We start from the raw sequence: 19,763 nt of genomic DNA, 5'->3' as shown, positions 1-19,763 counted from the left end.
TCACCTGCAAATTTTTTATAGAAAAAAAGGGTGTTCTAAAACACCCTTATTCTACTGCTATAATATAAGAATAAATATCTTGTCCACCGTGAATCGTCTCAATTTCGACTTGGTAAAGACTATTGATTAAATCCGTGACTTCATCAATTTCTGAATCATCAACGTCTTTTCCGACCATCAAAGTAACGATTTCGGTTCGATGATCAATCATCGCTGTTAAAAGTTCTTTTGTTGCGGATATTCTCGAAGGGGAACTCACATGAATTTCTCCGTTGTAAATGCCCATAAAGTCATTTTTATTAATTTGTTTTCCGTTGTTTACGCTTTGGCGAATTGCATAGGTTATTTCACCTGTTTTTACATTTTCAATGTGATTTATCATATCTTTTAAATTCGTCTCAATGTCTTGAGTAGCATCAAACATCGTAAGTGCAGCATACCCTTGAGAGATTGTTTTAGCAGGCAAAACAAAAACCAATTTATCTTCAATCATTTTAGCTGCAGTTTCTGCAGATAAAAGAACGTTTTTATTGTTGGGAATTATAATGATATGATCAGCATTAATGGATTCACATGCGTTCACAAAGTCTTCTATGGATGGATTCATTGTTTGTCCACCTTCAATAATGTAGTCGCAACCCATTTCAATGAATGTTTCTTTTAATCCTTCTCCGTTTACTACTGCTACAATGGCATATTTTTTCTTCATTCTTGGAGCGGTTCCTCTAGAATGATCATGTCCACATTCGCAAATCTCACTATCTTGAGAAGGTTGATGCATTAAGACTTCTGTCTGTTGAAGTTTCATGTTTTCAATTTTCATATTAATGAAATATCCAAATCTTTGAGCTAAGTTTAACGCATCTCCTGGTGTTTTTGTATGAATATGAACTTTTAATATGTTTTCGTCTTGCACTACAACCAAAGAATCTCCAAGCGGAGAAATCATTTCAATAAAGTCTTTTTGACTAAATTCATCCATTTTTTCGATTTGCATAATAAATTCAGTACAATATCCAAAATCAGTGTCCCCACCATAATTTTCTAAATTTAAAGTCTTTGCAAATTTGGATTGTTCACTTTCATTTTGAATATCTTCGTACATATTACCTTGAATGGCATCAAACATTCCATTTATGATTTCAATGAATCCTGCACCACCAGAATCTATTACCCCTACTTCTTTTAAAATAGGTAATAAATCAGGTGTTCTTTCAAGAGAAGCATTCAATTCATCAATGTAAAGTTTGAACAATTCTTCAAAATTTTTAACACTATGAGCAACAGATATGGCTTTATCTGCCCCTTCTCTTGCTACGGTTAACATGGTTCCTTCAACGGGATTGATAACAGCTGAATAAGCTTGTTCTACTCCTTGGCGTAATGAATTTGAAAAGTCAACCATATTGACAGTATCATACCCTTTTAATCCGTTAGCAAGACCACTAAACAATTGAGATAAAATAACACCAGAGTTCCCTCTAGCACCCATTAACATACCTCTTGCTAAAATTTTAGCAGCAGCTCCAATTGAAGGCTCATTTACTGCAGATAACGCTTTTGCTCCTGCAGTCATAGTAGCGGACATGTTTGATCCGGTATCCCCATCAGGAACTGGAAAAACATTTAATTGATTAATCCAATCCATATTTTTTCTTAGTTTAATGCTTCCATTTACGGCTAGTTTTCTAAGTAAATGTCCATCTAATAGAATAGTTTCCATAAGTATCTCCCCTTTAATTTTTATAAGATATAACGATTATTCATGGTAGAAAGTATAATTTGTGATAAATCCAAAAAAGCAATAACATTTTATCATATCTATTTTAAAAAAGCAATAACTTTAACCTTTCGCAAGGCATCCCTTAGAAGATATTCGAAAAAAATAAATTTTACTTGCTTTTTACTTGAATTATGTTAAAATATAGTATGCTGAAATCTTTACAGAAACGGAGTGATATCATGCCAAGAGTATGTGCAATAACAGGTAAAAAATTCATGTCAGGTAATCAACGTTCTCATTCCATGCATGCAACAAGAAAGTTATGGAAAGCGAATCTTCAAAAGGTTAGAATCGTTGACGAAAACGGTATAGTTAAACGAGTATACGTTTCTGCTAGAGCGTTAAAAAGCGGTAAAGTTACAAGAGCTTAATGAATATAACCTATTAAAAAGGTCTTCAATCGTTGAAGACCTTTTTTGTTTTATATCATTTATTATAAATAAAGTTAGCCAACATAAGGAGCTTCAATTTCAGAAATAATCGTTTTCACCATATTAATTGGTATGGAAAAGCCCATTCCTTCAATCTCTAAGTCAGATAATTTAATAACATTAATTCCAATAACTTCGCCATTGATGTTGTAAAGAGGCCCTCCACTATTTCCATTGTTAATGGAAGCATCATGTTGAATATATAACACTACACCGTCGTTATATACATCTCGATTTACACCTGAAACAATTCCCATTGTTACGGAACCATAAAAATTATACCCTTGAGGATTTCCAGCAGTAATCACTATACTTCCTTGTTCAACTAAATCACTATCGCCAAAAGGTGACACGGTAATTTCGTTGTCCAGTCCCACCCCACTAAAAGAAAGTATCGCTATATCAACATCGGCGTCTACCCCTAAAAGGGTTGCATCAACTGAACTTTCATCTGAGAAAACAACACTAAATTCTTGGCCTTCATCTACTACATGATTGTTTGTAACAACATAATAAGTATCTGTTAGTATATCGTGTTTATAAACGACAGCTGATCCTACAGAAGAGGAATCTATTCCATAACTTGTTACACCAACTACCGAAGTATTTGTTACCTCAACTACATTATAGATCAGTTGTTGAAAATCTCTTACATAAACAGAAATTTCTTCTGATGATAAAATTTCTGAAATATTATTTTCAACCATTTGATAAATTTCTTCATATAAATCAAAGGTAATCATGTCTGCCAATTCAAGAGAAATTTCAGCATAAATATCATCGTAAATATCTTGATAGATTTGATCAACTAAATCTTGATAATCTTCATAAACATAAATTTCTCCATCTAGGGTTGTTTCTTGACCTGTATAAAGAGTTGTATCTGGAATGGTAGTTACCGGAGTGGTGGTTGTTTCAAGAGCAGATACACTTGAACAAGCAACTAATACCAATGACATAGATATAAAAACACTAAATAAGATTAATTTTTTCATTTTTTCACCCCTAAACTTTCGGTTTTAATTCAACATCGGAAATGGTTAGGGTTTGGCCGTTACGATAGAGAATAATATCAATAACATCCCCCACTCGATATTTTGAAAAGCCTAATACAAAATCAGCTGTACTAGTAACGTCAACGTCTCCAATTTTTTGGATAATATCGCCTGGTAAAACATATCCATCAACAGAAGAGCCAGCAACAATAGCATTCACATAAAATCCTGTAGTGATTGAACTTGGAATAGTAGCTCCCAAACTAATAAGATAATCTCTGCCTGTGGAAATATCAACAAATTCAATTCCTAAAACAGGTTTTTGTAACGAAACACCAAATTCTTCAATATCTGCACAAACATCTACTACCAGATTAGAAGGAATTGCGAATCCCATGCCCTCTACGGTCACATCAGCAATCTTAATGACGTTTATCCCTACAACCTCCCCTTGAAGATTAAAGAGCGCTCCACCACTGTTTCCTGCGTTGATAGAGGCGTCATGTTGGACATACCCAACAAACATATCTTTTACTGAATCATTATCGATATCAAAGTATCTAGATGTTCCTGAAACGATTCCCATGGTCATCGATCCAAAATAATCATACCCAGAAGGATTACCAACTGCAAGGACAATTGTTCCTTGGTCTAATGCATCAGAATCACCAAAACTTGTGATGGTATAAAGTGTGTCCGAAGTAAAACTTAGCACAGCAAGATCAACCAAGGTATCTACTCCTAAAACAACAGCATCTTCTGTTGTGTCATCTTCAAATTGAATTTCGTAGGTCACTCCGTCTTCAACTACATGATTATTTGTTACAACAAAATACGTTGTTCCTACATGTTTATAAATAACACCAGAACCAATAGATTGTACCGTACCAGAAGAGTTATAATTTGAAACTCCCACAACTGCATTGGCATCCGTTGAAGCTACATCATATATCATGTCAATGACAGAGGCTGCGCTTACTTCAATTTCTCCGGATTCAATTTTTACAAGTAATGCTGAAATAACACTTTCATAAATTTGGTCAAAACGTTCTTCCGAAATATCTTGAACAACTTCTGCTTTGATTTCATCGTATAAATCTGCATAAATTTTTGCATAGACATCCGATTTAATTTGATCAATATCAAGAGTGGTTGTTGTTGAAGTTCCTGAAGTTAAAAAAGTGGTTGTTTGAGGAGTGGTGGTTGTAAAAGAAAACGAACACCCTCCAATTAAGAATAGAATTCCTGCTAATAAGAATAAAATCATTCCTTTTTTCATATGCTCACCTCAATCATAAAGTTTAAAATAAATCTATACATATTTTAATATAACAATATGTATTTATTGTGAACGAATCGTGATTTTTTCATAGAATTATTTCCATGCGTCATCGCTTGAGATTACAAGCAATCTTCCTTTTGAAAATTCCACAATTCCAGAGCCTTCATTTGAAACACATAAAGAGTCGCTCGTGCTAAGATAATAATTATCAATCTCAAATTTAAAATCTTTTAAAGATAGATTATAGCAATCCTCCAGAGCAAAAAAAGAAATAAAGTGGTGGTAGTTTTCAATAGAATGTTTTCCTTTTTTTAATACGGAGATGTAATGATGATCATCTTTAAGAGTAATGTTGTAACGCTTTAGTAAATTTAGATTTGCAAGCAAGTGATCAATTCGGCCACCAATCCCACCATACACTTCTACTTCATCGTAATCCATATTATTATAAAGATAATCTAGAGTAAATGCTAAATCTGTCATATCTTTTTCTTTTTTTAATTCAATAAGATTAAGACTTCTTTTTTTTACTTCTAACATATAAGTGCTATTTAATGAATCAAAATCACCTACAGCTAAATCAATTCTTACATTATTTTCAATTAAATATTGAAGTCCTGAGTCGACTCCAACAATAAATTCGTTGGCTTCTTCAAAATATAATTTTTGAAAATGATAATTATTTGGTCCACAAAATATTTTTATTTTCTTAGACATTCTCTAATTCCTCAATTGCTTTCAATCTATCTGGTTTATTAAAAATATACGATCCAACCACAATAACATCTACTCCAGTTTGTTTGACTAGATTTGCCGTCTTGAGATTAATTCCTCCATCCACTTCAAGCAAAAAGGAAAGATGATGTTCCTTCCTATATTGATTTAGAAAAGAAATTTTATCTAACGCGGATGGCAAAAAGGATTGTCCCCCTTTTCCTGGTTCCACACTCATAATTAATACTAAATCCAGTTGATCTAAATATGGAATTAATACTTTGACATCTGTATCTGGTTTTATCGATAATCCGCATTGACATGAATTATCTTTAATCAGCTTAATTGTCTTTAAAATTTGATTGGATGAAGCCTCATAATGAAATGTTACTAAATCCGCTCCAGCTTTAATGTATTTTTCGATGGATTGTTCTGGATGTTCAATCATTAAGTGGCAATCAAAAAATTGAGAACTAAATTTTTTTATCTCAAATAGAACTGATTCATCATATGTTTTTTTTTCAACGAATTTTCCATCCATTACATCAAAGTGTAGCCACTGTGCTTTTTCAACGGACTTTATTTCTTCATATAATTTTGTAAAATCTGCTGTTAAAAAAGAAGGAGATACTTTCATAATAATGTCACCTCTTAATATCTTGATTTAATGGCTTTAATTTCTTCATACAACTTAACATAATTCTCATATCTTTCAGGCAAAATTTTGCCTTCACTGTATTCTTTTTTTATTTGACATTCTGGTTCATGAACGTGTGTACATCCTTTAAATTTACACTTCTTGCCCAACTCAAAGAAATCCGGATAATTTTCGGTTAATTTTGTAGCTTCGATGCTTGTAAATTCAAGTTTTGAGAATCCTGGAGTATCCGCAATCCAGCCACCAATTCCAAAATCAATTAATTCGACGTGTCTTGTTGTATGCTTTCCTCTGCCTAACGCTTTCGAAATAATATCGGTTTTCAAATTGAGGGAAGGGTCTATTGTATTTAATAAGCTACTCTTTCCAGCTCCAGTTTGTCCTGCTAATACATTTACTTTATTTTTTACAACTTCTTTAATTTCTTCAATTCCTACTTTGGTTTTCGTAGAAAAATAGATTACTTTAAAATAAGTTTGATAGTAGTTTAGTTTTTCTTTTAAATCCGATAATTCGACTTCATTTAATAGGTCAATTTTAGAGACAATTATAACAGGTTTTATGTGCGCAGCTTCAATCAAAGCTAAAAATTTATCAAGTAACATAAAACTAAAATGAGGATCCGTTGCGGCATTAATTAATAAAGCTTGATCTACATTAGAAATGGCTGGTCGAACCAAATCATTTTCTCTTGGCAACAATGATAAGATTGAAAATTGGTCATACATGACCATATCTCCAACTTTTGGTTGTTCATTGTGGTGTCTAAAAATACCCAAAGGTCTTAATTGAACTCTATTTTTATTTTCATCTATTACTGTGTATAATCCACCTGTTAACTTGATTATTCTGCCTTTTTTCAATAAAAGACCTCCTAAATACATATCTTGTTTCTATTATACTTTAAAAAGCTAAAAAAAAGAAGACTCACGTCTTCTAATCTTAATATGTTTTTACAAATCGACGGAAGTATCCTTGATCATGAGAACAGACAGGACATTTATTTGGGGCTTTTTTACCAACATGAATGTGTCCACAAACGGAACAAATCCACATTTGCGAATCGGATTCTGCTTCAAAGATTTTAGAATCTTTTATGCTTTGCAATAAAGCGAGGTATCTTGCTTCATGCTCTTTTTCAATATTTGCGACTGCCTCAAATAAAAAGGCAATTTTAGTGAAACCTTCTTTTTTTGCATCTTCTGCAAATCCTTTGTACATTTCTGTCCATTCATAATGCTCGCCACTGGCTCCATCTACAAGATTGACTTCAGTTGTTGGAACTTGTCCATCATGAAGTAGTTTAAACCAAATTTCTGCATGTTCTTTTTCATTTCCTGCTGTTTCAAGAAAAAAATCAGAAATTTGAGTATATCCTTCTTTTTTTGCTACGGACGCATAAAATGTATACTTGTTCCTTGCTTGAGATTCTCCAGCAAAAGCTTCTTTTAAATTTTGCTCTGTCTTGCTTCCTTTTAATTCCATAATTTATTCTCCTCCTTGAAATTTTGTTTATAATTTATTTTATCATACTTTGAATAATTTAAGATTCATCTCCAAAAATAATTCCAATATCTCTTGCTGCATTGATTAAATCACCATTTGGATCGACTCTTCTAGCTCCACCTCGACTGGTTTCACCTGTTTTACCGCCTCCAACAACATCTTCAATAAATACTTTATTCATTCGGTCATTTTTAATCGTAACCATTTGTCCGAAATCACCATTCGCAATCATATCAACAGCAAAAGAACCATATTTTGTACTTAAAACTCGATCAAATGTGTTTGTGACTCCACCTCGTTGAATGTACCCTAAATTTGTGGAACGTATGTCTTGACCTGTAATTGGCTTCACTAATCGTTCTAATGATTTTGCTATTTGTTCGCCAATTCCGCCTAAACGGACTGAATCTGGGCTTTCTCTATCAATCATTTTTATGGTAACATCTCCATCAATTGGTTTTGCTCCCTCAGAAATACAAATGATTGAAAATTTACTGCCACGTTTGTAACGATCGATTACTTGTTTTGCAACTTTATTAATATCGTATGGAATTTCAGGAATGAGTATAACATCTGCGGATCCTGCAATTCCACCTTCTAAAGCTAACCATCCTGCATTTCTTCCCATCACTTCAAGAATCATGACGCGATCGTGTGAAAAAGCAGTTGTATGAAGCGCATCAAGAGCTAACATGATATGATCTAGCGCTGTACGGTATCCAAAAGTAATATCTGTTGCCGGAACGTCATTATCAATTGTTTTAGGAATCCCTACTACATTGATTCCTTGTCTTGAAAAATCTCTTGCTGATGTTAAAGTTCCGTCTCCACCGATAATCACAAGTGCATCAATATTGTGTTTATTAAGATTGTCAATTGCAACGCTTGAAACATCTTTGTATTCAATATTTCCTAACTCATCCTCTGTTCTATAGTTAAATAAGTTATCTTTATTTGAATTTTTTAAAATGGTTCCGCCTTGATGGAAGATTCCGGATACTGTTTTTAAATCTAATTTTAAATACTCGTCTTTGTAAAGACCATCGTATCCTCCGATAAATCCAACTACTTCATACTTGTATTTTAAAATGGCAGTACGAACAACCGCACGGATGACTGCGTTTAATCCTGAGCAATCTCCACCACCAGTTAAAAGTGCAATTTTCTTAATCTCTTTGTTCATATTTTATGTTCCCTTCCAATAAAAACTATTATATAGTTTATCATTAAATTGTAAAGTAGTCAAATATAAAACGTTGACTTAATTTACAATTTTGACTTCATTCTTAGTTGCCCACAAGCAGCATCAATATCAGATCCTTGTTCTTTCCGTAATGTTGCATTAATTCCTCGTCTCATAAGTCTATCATAAAAAGACATCGCTCTCCTCATGTCTGTTTTTTCATATTCAAACTCAGTCACATGATTGTATGGGATTAAATTTACATAAGCATTTAACCCTCTTAGTAAATCACTTAATTCATCGGCTTGTTCTAAAAAATCATTCACTCCACTTAGTAATATATATTCAAATGTAATTCTTCTTGAGGTCTTTTCAAAATATACTTTACAAGCATCAATGATTTCTTTGATTGGATAACGTTTATTGATATACATTATTTTCGTTCTTAAAGCATCGTTTGATGCATGTAAACTCACTGCTAAATTACTTCGAATAGGCTCTTCAGCGTATTGGTAGATTTTAGGAACAATTCCACAAGTTGAAACCGTAATATGTCTTTGACCAATGGCAAGTCCTTTCGAATCATTCACTACTTTAATAAAATTTATGACGTTATCATAATTATCAAAGGGTTCACCAGTTCCCATAACAACAATATGAGTAATTTTAAGTTCTAATTTATTTTGAACAGTCATAATTTGATTCACAAGTTCAGAGATTTCTAAGTCTCTTACTTTCTTTTTCAAACCAGATGCACAAAAGGAACATCCCATACTACATCCAACTTGACTTGTTACGCATAGACTTATTCCATATTCGTGTCTCATCAATACGGTTTCGATTGCTTGGCCATCATGTAATTTAAATAAAAATTTATTGGTTCCATCAGCTGACTCTTGATGGGATACTATTTGTAAATCTTGAATTTCGAAGTGAGTTTGAAGGTGTTCTCTTAACGGTTGACTTAAATTGGACATCTCTAAAAAATCGGAAATATTTTTTTGGTATATCCATTCAAAAATTTGACTTGCATTATATTTTTTAAATCCATTTTCAACAAGATATGCTTGTAATTTTTCTAAAGTATAATTATAAATTTGATTCATCATTTCACCATTTTCCTTTAAGGTAATTATATCATTTCTGTATGCATAATAAAAATAGAAACATTTTTATGTGATTTTTATATTTAAAAACTTCCCTATTTCTGTTTTATACTTGTATTTCTATGTCATCTTATTATACCATTAATTTCAAGCAATTTTTCACAAAGAAAAAGAAAATCAGCCAAAACAATTGGCTGATTCAAAATCGTTATGATCGTAGAGTTGCACTTAGTTTTAATTCTAACTGTTTGACAATTCGATTCACAATTTGATCAATTTCTTCTGTGGACAATGTTTTTGTGTAATCTTGAAACACAAGCGAAATGGCAACGGATTTTTTATCTTTTTCAATTTTGTCTCCTTGGTAAACGTCAAAGATTTTTACGGAATGTAACGTTTTCTTTCCAGCTTCTTTTACGACACTTACAATTTCACTTGCGTTTGTATTTGCATCAAGAACAATCGCTATGTCTCTTGAAACACTTGGATATTTAGCAATTGGTTCCATAATGATATTTTGTTTACTGGCTTCAACGATTAATCCTAAATTAAGTTCAAAAACAAAGGTGCTAGGAAGATTAAAGTTTAGTTCCATTTCCGGATGTAATTTTCCGAAAAATCCTACAAACTTTCCACCTATAATAATTTCAGCGCAAATTCCTGGATGCATATTTGGTAAATCAGTCTCTGGTTTGGCAATCAAAATATTTTCTATGTTTACTTTTTCAAATAAAGCAAGCAAAAGTCCTTTCATTGCATAAAAATCAACTGACTCTTTTTTGCCTTGCCATAATGATTCATGATATAATCCCGTCATTACACCGCTCACAAGTTCAATTTCTTGAGAAGGAAGATACCCTTTCCCAAGTTCGAATAAGTGAACATTTTCCATTTTTCTGGATAGATTATAACTCAGCACTTCTAACATGGAAGGGAGTAGTGAATGCCTTAAGTGATTTTTATCTTCTGACATTGGATTATAAAGCTTAATTACAGGAATTTTCTTTAAATCAAATTGAACCGCTTTCTCTTTTGAAACAAGGGAATAAGTTACTACTTCATCTAACCCAAAATCGTCTAAAGTGTTTCGAATAACTCTTCTAAGTTTTTGTTTTAAGGTCAAATATCCATTTGTAGGGGTATTTGGATACGATAAAGGAATTGCATGGTATCCAAAGATTCGAACTACTTCTTCAATTAAATCTTGATAAGTCAAAATATCTTGTCTTCTAGAAGGAATAAATACAACAAACGTTTCTCCTAGAATTTGATATTCAAAACTAAGACGAGAAAAGATGTCTTGTAAATCCATGACTTTGTAGGCATATCCTGTTACTTTGCGAATTTGCTCTAAAGATAGTTTGATTGGAAGTTCTGTATAATTGTGAGTGTCAAAATAATTGACATTTTTTAATATTTTTCCATCCGCAAGCGCTTTAAAAAGCATTGCAGCTCTTGATGCAGCTATGGCAGTTCTTTTGGGGTCTAATCCTCTTTCAAAGCGTATGGAAGATTCACTTCTTAAATCTTGCGATTTTGAAGTTTTTCTAACTTTAATTGGGTCGAAGGTTGCAGACTCTAATAAAATGGTTGATGTAGTAGAAACAACCTCTGTATCAAGACCTCCCATCACACCTGCTAAAGCAAGCACTTTTTCTCCATCGGTAATTACAATATCTTCAGAATTCAATCTTCTTTTTTTGCCGTCTAATGTAGTCATTTCTTCTTCGTCGAATGCGTCTCTTACGACGATTTTCCCTGTTTTTATCTTATCGTAATCAAATGCATGTAGTGGTTGACCATACTCTAACATGACATAATTTGTGATATCAACAATGTTATTAATCGGTCTAATTCCAGAAGCAATTAATCTTGATTTCAACCAATAAGGGCTCTCTTTTATGGTCACGTTTTTGATTACTCTAGCATAATAAGATTTACATCCCTTTGTTTCTGTAAAGACAGCAACGGGATTTTTTTCTGATTCTTCAGACACGTCTGGTTCATCAAAGTGAACTTTTGATGATAATAATGCTTTTGTATCGTAGGCCACTCCAATCATAGATAATAAATCTGATCGGTTTGGTGTTAAATCCAGTTCAAGCACTTCATCATCAAGGTGCATATACTCAATGGGGTTTTCACCGATTGGAGCATCTTCAGGAAGTTCATGAATTCCTGATTCTTGATGATATTTTTTATCAATTCCTAGTTCTTCAAGAGAGCAAATCATTCCATTTGAAACGACACCTCTAATTTTAGTTTTTTTGATTTTAAAGTTTCCTGGTAACACGGCTCCATCAAGAGCAACAATGACTTTCAGTCCTTGTCTTACGTTATCTGCGCCGCAAATAATTTGTAATACTTCATTTAAAACTTCGACTTGACAAACATGAAGTTTATCTGCATTTGGATGATTTTCACAAGATAGTACGTGTCCAATAACTAATCCAGTTGCTTGAACTAACTTTTCAAGCCTTGCAACTTCAGAACTCATTAGATTAAATTTATTAGCAAGCGCATCAGAAGAAACTGAAATATCGACTAATTCTTTTAACCAATTTAATGATATATTCATTTTTTCTTCTCCTTTACTTGAATTGTCGGTTAAACCGCAAATCATTTATATAAAATGCTCTAATGTCATCAATTCCGTATTTTAATATTGCTATTCTCTCAACGCCCATTCCAAGAGCAAATCCTTGATAAATTGATGTGTCATATCCTGCAGCTTCTAATACAGCATTGTTTACCATGCCTGCCCCAAGAATTTCTATCCATCCAGTCCCTTTACACATAGAACAACCTTTTCCATTGCATTTGTAACAACTCACGTCCACTTCAACGCTTGGTTCTGTAAAAGGAAAGTATGAAGGGCGAAGCCTAATTTGTCTGTCTTCTCCAAACATTTTTCTAGCAATCGTTAATAAAGTTCCTTTTAAATCAGAAAGACTTGCTGTTTGATCGACAACTAAAGCTTCAATTTGAGTAAATTGGTGTGAATGAGTTTGATCATCATCATCTCTTCTGTATACTTTTCCAGGACAAATAATTTTGATTGGTTTTCGCATGGCGTTATCTAAAAGTGTTCTAACTTGAACAGGAGATGTATGCGTTCTTAACAGTAATTCATCGGTTATGTAAAAAGAATCTTGCATGTCTCTTGCCGGATGAGATTTCGGTAAATTTAACATTTCAAAATTATAAAGATCTTGTTCTACTTCTGGGCCTTCTTTTATGGTATATCCCATGCCAATAAATAAGTCTTCTAATTCTTCAATAACTTGGCTAATTAAATGTTTAGACCCAATTTTAAATTCTAAACCTGGCAACCCGATATCAATAGATTCTTGGTTTAATTTCTTTTTTATATTGTGCTTTTCCAGCGTTTCCTTTGCCTGTTCAAAAAATGCAGAAATTTGATTTTTTGCATCATTAATAAATTGTCCGATTACTGGTTTTTGATCGTTTGGCAAATCTTTCATTTGATTCAAATACTCTGAAAAAACACCTTTTTTCCCAAGGTAATTTGCTTTCAAATCTGTTAATTCAGTCACATTCATAACCGATTCAAATTTGCTTTTTGCTTGTTCAATAACCTTTTCTAATTGTTTTTGTAAGTCCATATTTATCCTCCTAAAAAAAGAAAAAATCGCCCTAAAAAAGGGCGATTATTTAACCGTGGTACCACCTTTGTTCTAGATAAATCTAGCACTCAAGTCGATAACGCCGACTGGCGGAGATGATTAGTCTCACTCCAAAGATGAATTCATCAGCAATAACATAAAATACTCGCACCTTTTTGTATTTCTCTCTAAAAAGTTATTTCAGTCTGATTACTAGTTCTTTATCAATGTGTTATTCTTCTATTCTATTATATCATTTATTAATGATTTGACAAGATTAATTACGACGACTACCAAAAATTGCAAGCAATCGTAATATTTCTACGTAAATCCAGACTAAAGTCACCATTAATCCAAGCGATAAAATCCATCCATATTTTGCGTCAGTTCCAGAATCAACACAAGTACGAATGCTTTCAAAATCAAGGAATAAGAAAAATGCAGATAACAACGCAGATAATCCTGCTACTAAGTAATAAAATTGACCTGTAATTGCGGTAGGAAGTATTAACGAAATAAGCGACATAAAAATAACAGAGATTAATGCAACAACCATAAAAGATGCAAATTTTTGTGTTACTTTTATAATTCCGGTTGAATACAATAACATCATCACTACTAAAACAATTAATGTTGTCATTAATGCTGTAGGCACGATTCCTTCATATAAATAAGCAAACATCGATGAAACAACCCCTAAAACAACTCCTTCAGAAACTGCATATATAACTGAAAATATTGGAGAAAGCTTTACAGACCTTGTTCCCACAATTACGCTAATAAATCCAATTACAAATGCTCCGATGAGCCATCCAAAGTTAACAAATTCTAAATTATTTGAAATATAAAGCGCTACTATTCCTGTAATAGCTACCAAAAAGATTGTTTTCATCGCAACGTTTGCATAAGTAACTGCGTGGTCTGAATATGTTGCTCGAGAATCAATCCCTCTTAAAACTGGATTTGAACTTCTAAGTCTCATGATAAGAACCTCCTTTATTCAAAAATATTATACAACAAAATATTCAAAATATATATGTAATTTATGTGTTTTTTTTATAAATCAAACAATGACATTTGATTTTCTTCTATCATTCCTTCAAACGTTCCAAGACAATCTAATTTATCAAAAAGAGTTGTAGAAAGTTTTGTGCGATTTTTAATATCTTGTTTGGAAATAAAAGATTTTTCGTTTCTAGCTTCGATAATAGAACTCGCAACGTTTTTACCTAAAGAATCAATAACAATAAAAGGCAGTAATAATGATTTTTTATCCTCTGAAATTACAAAATCTGTTTCTTGAGATTTCATGATATCAATTGGCAAGAATGAAAATCCTCTTTTTACCATTTCAAGTGCTAATTCAAGTATAGTAACAAGGTTTTTGTCTCTTTCAGAAGCATCATTTCCTTTGGAAGAAATTTCATCTAGTTTTCGTTTGATGGAACTTTCCCCTTCCATAAACGCATCAACATCAAATACAGATGCGCGCTTTGAAAAATACCCAGAATAAAAATAAATAGGTTTATATAATTTAAACCAGGCAATTCTCATTGCCATTAATACGTAAGCTGTCGCATGTGCTTTTGGAAACATATATTTAATTTTACTACAAGACCAAATGTACCATTCTGGAACATTAATTTGTCTCATTAAATCTGCGTAAATTGCCCACTTTTCGGGATTTACTGGTGCTTTACCCTTTCGAACAAACTCCATAATTTCAAAAGCCATGGTTGGTTGCATACCATAACCAATCAAATCAACCATAATATCGTCTCTACAACCAATAATGTCCTTAAAATCAACTCGACCAAATTCTTTTCTTCGCCCTGTAATTAAATCTTGAGCATTGCTACTCCAAACATCTGTTCCATGAGATAATCCAGATATTTTAACAAGTTCAGAGAACGTTTGTGGTCTCGAATCTTTTAACATACCTCGAACAAAATTAGTTCCAAATTCCGGTATACCATAAGATGCTACTTCACTTGAGATTTCTGAAGACGTTAAACCAATAACATCTGTTCCTGAAAGTAGTCGATATACTTCTTTATCATCCACAGGAATATCTTTCGGGTCAGAAAACGGGAATTCAAGTGGTTCTTTTTTTACAAGATCCATTAAGTACCGAATCATTGTGGGATCATCATGACCCAATACATCTAATTTAAAAAGATTATTTTCAAACGTATGATAATCAAAATGAGTCGTTTTCCAAGAAGTGTCTTGTGAGTCTCCTGGATATTGAACTGGCGTCACATCATATATTTCTTGATTGTTTGGCACGACCACAATCCCCCCAGGGTGTTGTCCACTGGTTTTTTTAGATCCTTCAATTCCTTTTGCTAATCGTTCCATTTCAGCTCGACGAATTCGAATGGGGTTTTGATTATTTTCTTCTAATAATTTATTTGCTTTTTCGTAGTAATCTCTTACCATTGCATAGGCAGTTTTAGCAGCACAAGTTCCTATCGTCCCTGCTCTGAATGCATAATTTTGTCCAAATAATTTTCGAATGTATTCATGGACAGTTCCTTGATAATCTCCTGAAAAATTCAAATCAATATCTGGAACTTTATCACCTTTAAACCCTAAAAAGGTTTCAAAAGGAATGTCATGTCCGTCTTTTAGAAGTGGAGTCCCGCAAACAGGACAATGTTGATTTGGCAAATCCCATCCACTATCGGTACGATCCAATAATTTTTGGTTTTGATTTTCGAAATCATTGGTGCCATAAAGCGTCCTTGCTTCTTCTGTTTTCTTAAAGGCAGAAAAATGGCACTTAGGACAAACATAATGTGGTGGTAATGGATTTACTTCAGTAATATCCATAAATGTCGCAACAATACTTGAACCAACCGATCCTCTTGAACCAACTAGATATCCATCATCCAGTGATTTTTTTACAAGCAAATGCGAGATATAATACACCGTTGAAAATTGATTTTTTATGATGCTATCTAATTCAACATCAAGTCTTTTTTTCACAAGCAAAGGAAGAGGATTCCCATAAATTTTTTCTGCTCTTTCACGGGCCATAGTTTCCACTTTAATATTGATGGAAGGAACACCTTGTTCGGCCAAAAATTCATCGGAAGGAACAAATAATTTTTTAGGAAAAATCTGAATATCATCGACACTTTCAGCAATAACATTTGGATTTTTTACAACCAACTCAAATGCTTTTTCATCTCCTAAAAATTTAAATTCTTGTAATAATTCATTGGTTGTCATAAAATACTGAGAAGGTTTTTCTTTTTCATTGTAGAGCTTATGAAATCCTCCGCCACCTACAAGTGGCGTATTAATCATAATTTCTCGATATTTTACATCAGATGGGTCAAGGTGATGTACATCTCCTGTTGCACAAACTAAAATATTTAAATCTTCTCCCACTTCTACAATTCGTTTTATAACATCTTGAATCACATTTTGCCAGTTAGGCATTTGGTGATGCATATACGAAAACGTGGAAGGAGCCTGTACTTCTAAATAATCATAATATTTCGCTGCTTCTAATAATTCTTCTCTTGATTTATTCATAGCTATTTCAAAAAAATCAGAGTTTCTACATCCAGAAGAAACTAATATTCCTTTTCGAAATTTATCTAAATTGGATTTAACCACTTTTCCATCTCTATCAAAGTGAACTGTCAAAGCTTGTGATAAAATTTTATATAAATTTTTTAATCCTTCTTGTTTTTTAACTAATAGATTGATGTGCTTTGGATAAGGATATTTATGTACATTTTGTGGATCTATTAGTAAATTAATATCATTAAAACGATGAATTCCTTCTTTTCTTAATTTTTTGAGCATGTGTAAAAATACTTCAGTGGTTGCTTTTGCATCATTAATAGCTCGGTGATGATCATTTAATGGAACTTTTAAGAAACGACATAATTGGTCTAAAGAATATCGGCTCCGATCCGGATAAAGTGCTTTAGCTAAAGTTAAAGTGTCAATTGATGGTTGAATTCCTTTAAACACTCCTATGTTTTTGTAATTGTAATAGATATGTCCTAAATCAAAATCCGCATTATGAGCAACAAGAATTGCATCTTTACTAAACTCATAAAAATCTTTTAATACTGTATAAATCAGCGGCGCATCTTTCACCATTGAAGCTGTAATTCCTGTCAACTTTGTTGTAAAATCCGATAACTCTTTTTGAGGATTTACAAAAGATTGAAAGTCACCAATGATAGCTCCGTTTTTTATTTTTACTCCAGCAATTTCAATTAAAGTATCGTACATTACGGACAATCCTGTCGTTTCAATATCAAATACCACGTAAGTCGCATCACTTAATAATTGATTGGCATCTCCTTTGGTAATTCGAACGGATTCGTCATTAACATAAGTTAATTCTAATCCATATAAAGGTTTAATGGATTGATCTTTCGTCAATTGAAAGAGTTCAGGAAAAGATTGAACTGAACCATGATCACAAACTCCAATTGCGGTATGTCCCCAAATTTTGGCCCTTTCCACATATTCTGTTATTGTGTTAACCCCATCCAAAGAAGACATCTTTGTATGGATGTGTAATTCAACTCTTTTTTCTTTTGCATCATCTTCTCTTAACGATTTTGGAATAATATCCGTAGATTTTGCAAGACCAATTGCATTAATAACGACTTCTCCATAATACGAATCATAGATAGCGTACCCATTAACCAAAAGTCCAGTTCCTTCTTTGATTGCATTGCAAAAAGTTTTATCCTCAGGAGATGTAAGTCGTTTTTTAATAGAAATGGAATCCTCTCCATCTGAGATAATCATATTTGCTTGTGAAGAAGATCTTAGTTCTCTTATTTCAATGCTAACTATATTTCCTTGAAGTGTAAAATTAGCTTTGTTTCCATTTTTAGCTTTGTATTCTTCTAAATCTTGTTCATCATAAGGCAAATCTTTAATTGCAAAAAAATCGTTCCCAACTGGCTTGTCTTCATAAAGTTGTTCGTAAACAGCTCGCTTTGAAATGGTGCTAACTTGATTTGAATCAACAAAAGAGCGACTTGTTTTAGCGATTTGTTCTTCTATGGGTTTACAGGATTCATCCACTTGAATTTCGACAACAGCATGAAACCCATTTTTATGTAATTCATTTTCTATTTCTTTGCGAAACATACTGGCGGATTTAGCTCCATAAGGAACTAAAATTTTAATGTTTTTATTTTCAATATCGGTAGGGTATTCTTTCAAAGGAGAAATGCGTTTGTCTTCGTCTGTTAAAAAATCGATTACATATTCATAATAGTCCATTAAGTCTGAATCATTTGATTCTTCAAATGTAACAGTATATTCAATTTTATGAACACTACTTACAGTCTCAGGGATATTTCGCAGATGAGAAATAAAATTCCTGTATCGTAAGATAGGAATTGGTTTATCAAATAAAAAAGAAAAAATCCAAGTACAAGTCATATCGTCTACTTCAAGCGACTGAAGAGACCCATATTCTGAAATAATGGAATCGTTTAATTCCATTAATTTTAATAGTTTTTCCATTTTGTCATTCATCATATCAACTCCAAATTCATTACTTTCATTATATCATAAATTCTATCTATAAAATTGCGAAAAATAAAAAAATCAAAAAGAAAAACAGTCTCTCAACTGTTTTAAAATTCCGCTTTTACTTTTCCTTCTAGTATTTCTTCAAGCGCTTGTCCAACTGGTTTTACGCACTTATTTTCAACAGAGGAGTAATTATCTTGTTTGATAATTTTAGCTCTTTTTGCCGAAATATAAGCAAGCTTGTACTTTGAATCAATTACTAATAATAATTCGTCGATTGAAGGATAACGAAGTCCTTCACTATTTCGATTCCCCACTTGTATTTCCCTCCATTAATTTATAATATTTGTGAATAGATCTTTCTGTTTTTGCATGTTCTGCTCTAATAATAGCAAAAATTCGATCGGCTGCATTGTCTACATCATCATTTACAACGATGTAATCATATTTGTACGCTAAATGATATTCTCTTTCGGCTTTATCGACTCTTTTTTGAATATCTTGTGTTTTTTCTGTTCCTCTTTTTGTTAAACGATCTAAAAGCACTTGTTTTGATGGCGGAACAATAAAAACGAAAACAGCTTCTGACATTTTTTCTCTTACTTGTAAAGCTCCTTGAACTTCAATTTCAATTATCACTTCTTTGCCTTGAGACAATTTATCTTCTACAAAATCCAAAGGAGTTCCATAATATTCATCAACAAAGATCGCATATTCTAAAAATTTATTTTCTTTAATTTTTTGTTCAAATACTTCACGACTCACAAAAAAATAATCAACGCCATCTACTTCACCTAGTCTAGGCTTTCTTGAGGTCATTGAAACAGAATAACAAAAATTATTTTCAGGTATTTCAAACAATGCTTTTCGGATTGTTCCTTTTCCAACACCTGACGGCCCACTTATGACAACCAACAAGCCGCGTTCGTTTAGCTTCATACCGATTCCCCCAA

The 19,763-nt window shown here is 32.7% G+C and carries 16 protein-coding genes and 1 other annotated feature; of the genes, 1 reads left to right on the top strand and 15 read right to left on the bottom strand.

The features are described 5' to 3' along the window. Positions 1-46: 46 nt before the first annotated feature. Positions 47-1,723 (bottom strand): DAK2 domain-containing protein, encoded by a 1,677-nt coding sequence (locus KJ971_03150; protein MBU1144842.1) that lies wholly within the window; start codon positions 1,721-1,723, stop codon positions 47-49. 239 nt (positions 1,724-1,962) lie between these two features. Between KJ971_03150 and rpmB the strand changes: the two genes are divergently transcribed. Further along, a complete protein-coding gene (rpmB, locus tag KJ971_03145; GenBank protein MBU1144841.1) occupies positions 1,963-2,154 on the top strand; it encodes a 50S ribosomal protein L28 in 192 nt (63 codons plus the stop codon). 74 nt (positions 2,155-2,228) lie between these two features. Here rpmB and KJ971_03140 read toward each other — a convergent pair whose 3' ends face one another. The 14 genes from KJ971_03140 to gmk all read right to left on the bottom strand — a co-directional run bounded on the left by KJ971_03140 (position 2,229) and on the right by gmk (position 19,749). After that, on the bottom strand, positions 2,229-3,209 hold the full coding sequence (locus KJ971_03140; protein ID MBU1144840.1) for a trypsin-like peptidase domain-containing protein: 981 nt from the start codon (positions 3,207-3,209) through the stop codon (positions 2,229-2,231). A gap of 10 nt (positions 3,210-3,219) precedes the next feature. Then, positions 3,220-4,488: a trypsin-like peptidase domain-containing protein gene (locus KJ971_03135; GenBank protein ID MBU1144839.1), complete on the bottom strand. Its 1,269-nt coding sequence runs from the start codon at positions 4,486-4,488 to the stop codon at positions 3,220-3,222. Positions 4,489-4,584: 96 nt separating this feature from the next. After that, positions 4,585-5,208, bottom strand: a complete 624-nt coding sequence (locus KJ971_03130; GenBank protein ID MBU1144838.1) for a thiamine diphosphokinase — start codon at positions 5,206-5,208, stop codon at positions 4,585-4,587. Then, positions 5,201-5,845 carry a ribulose-phosphate 3-epimerase gene (gene rpe / locus KJ971_03125; protein ID MBU1144837.1) on the bottom strand — a complete coding sequence of 215 codons (645 nt, stop codon included), beginning with the start codon at positions 5,843-5,845 and terminating at the stop codon, positions 5,201-5,203. The genes KJ971_03130 and rpe overlap by 8 nt, the downstream gene beginning before the upstream one ends. An 11-nt stretch (positions 5,846-5,856) precedes the next feature. Continuing rightward, the gene (gene rsgA / locus KJ971_03120; GenBank protein ID MBU1144836.1) at positions 5,857-6,726 is read right to left on the bottom strand and encodes a ribosome small subunit-dependent GTPase A; all 870 of its coding nucleotides are present in this window, start codon (positions 6,724-6,726) and stop codon (positions 5,857-5,859) included. Between the two features lie 79 nt (positions 6,727-6,805). Next, entirely contained in the window at positions 6,806-7,351 is a 546-nt protein-coding gene (locus KJ971_03115) for a rubrerythrin family protein (GenBank protein MBU1144835.1), read from the bottom strand. A 55-nt stretch (positions 7,352-7,406) separates the two neighbouring features. Continuing rightward, positions 7,407-8,552 carry an ATP-dependent 6-phosphofructokinase gene (locus KJ971_03110; protein ID MBU1144834.1) on the bottom strand — a complete coding sequence of 382 codons (1,146 nt, stop codon included), beginning with the start codon at positions 8,550-8,552 and terminating at the stop codon, positions 7,407-7,409. An 83-nt stretch (positions 8,553-8,635) separates the two neighbouring features. Next, complete coding sequence (rlmN, locus tag KJ971_03105; GenBank protein MBU1144833.1) at positions 8,636-9,661, bottom strand: 23S rRNA (adenine(2503)-C(2))-methyltransferase RlmN; 1,026 nt, start codon at positions 9,659-9,661, stop codon at positions 8,636-8,638. Positions 9,662-9,866: 205 nt separating this feature from the next. Beyond that, positions 9,867-12,236 (bottom strand): phenylalanine--tRNA ligase subunit beta, encoded by a 2,370-nt coding sequence (gene pheT, locus KJ971_03100; GenBank protein MBU1144832.1) that lies wholly within the window; start codon positions 12,234-12,236, stop codon positions 9,867-9,869. A gap of 13 nt (positions 12,237-12,249) precedes the next feature. After that, positions 12,250-13,284, bottom strand: a complete 1,035-nt coding sequence (gene pheS, locus KJ971_03095; protein MBU1144831.1) for a phenylalanine--tRNA ligase subunit alpha — start codon at positions 13,282-13,284, stop codon at positions 12,250-12,252. 34 nt (positions 13,285-13,318) lie between these two features. Next, positions 13,319-13,521 (bottom strand) — a binding site (T-box leader). 40 nt (positions 13,522-13,561) lie between these two features. Continuing rightward, positions 13,562-14,266, bottom strand: a complete 705-nt coding sequence (locus KJ971_03090; protein MBU1144830.1) for a Bax inhibitor-1/YccA family protein — start codon at positions 14,264-14,266, stop codon at positions 13,562-13,564. A 74-nt stretch (positions 14,267-14,340) separates the two neighbouring features. Further along, positions 14,341-18,813 carry a PolC-type DNA polymerase III gene (locus KJ971_03085; protein MBU1144829.1) on the bottom strand — a complete coding sequence of 1,491 codons (4,473 nt, stop codon included), beginning with the start codon at positions 18,811-18,813 and terminating at the stop codon, positions 14,341-14,343. A 101-nt stretch (positions 18,814-18,914) separates the two neighbouring features. Continuing rightward, entirely contained in the window at positions 18,915-19,127 is a 213-nt protein-coding gene (gene rpoZ, locus KJ971_03080) for a DNA-directed RNA polymerase subunit omega (GenBank protein MBU1144828.1), read from the bottom strand. Further along, the gene (gene gmk / locus KJ971_03075) at positions 19,111-19,749 is read right to left on the bottom strand and encodes a guanylate kinase (GenBank protein ID MBU1144827.1); all 639 of its coding nucleotides are present in this window, start codon (positions 19,747-19,749) and stop codon (positions 19,111-19,113) included. Before gmk ends, rpoZ begins: the two co-directional genes overlap by 17 nt. Positions 19,750-19,763 lie beyond the last annotated feature (14 nt).

The organism is Bacillota bacterium (genome assembly GCA_018818595.1).
Taxonomy (GTDB): Bacteria; Bacillota_I; Bacilli_A; order Izemoplasmatales; family Hujiaoplasmataceae; genus JAHIRM01.
This window is presented reverse-complemented; position numbering and strand designations above follow the sequence as displayed.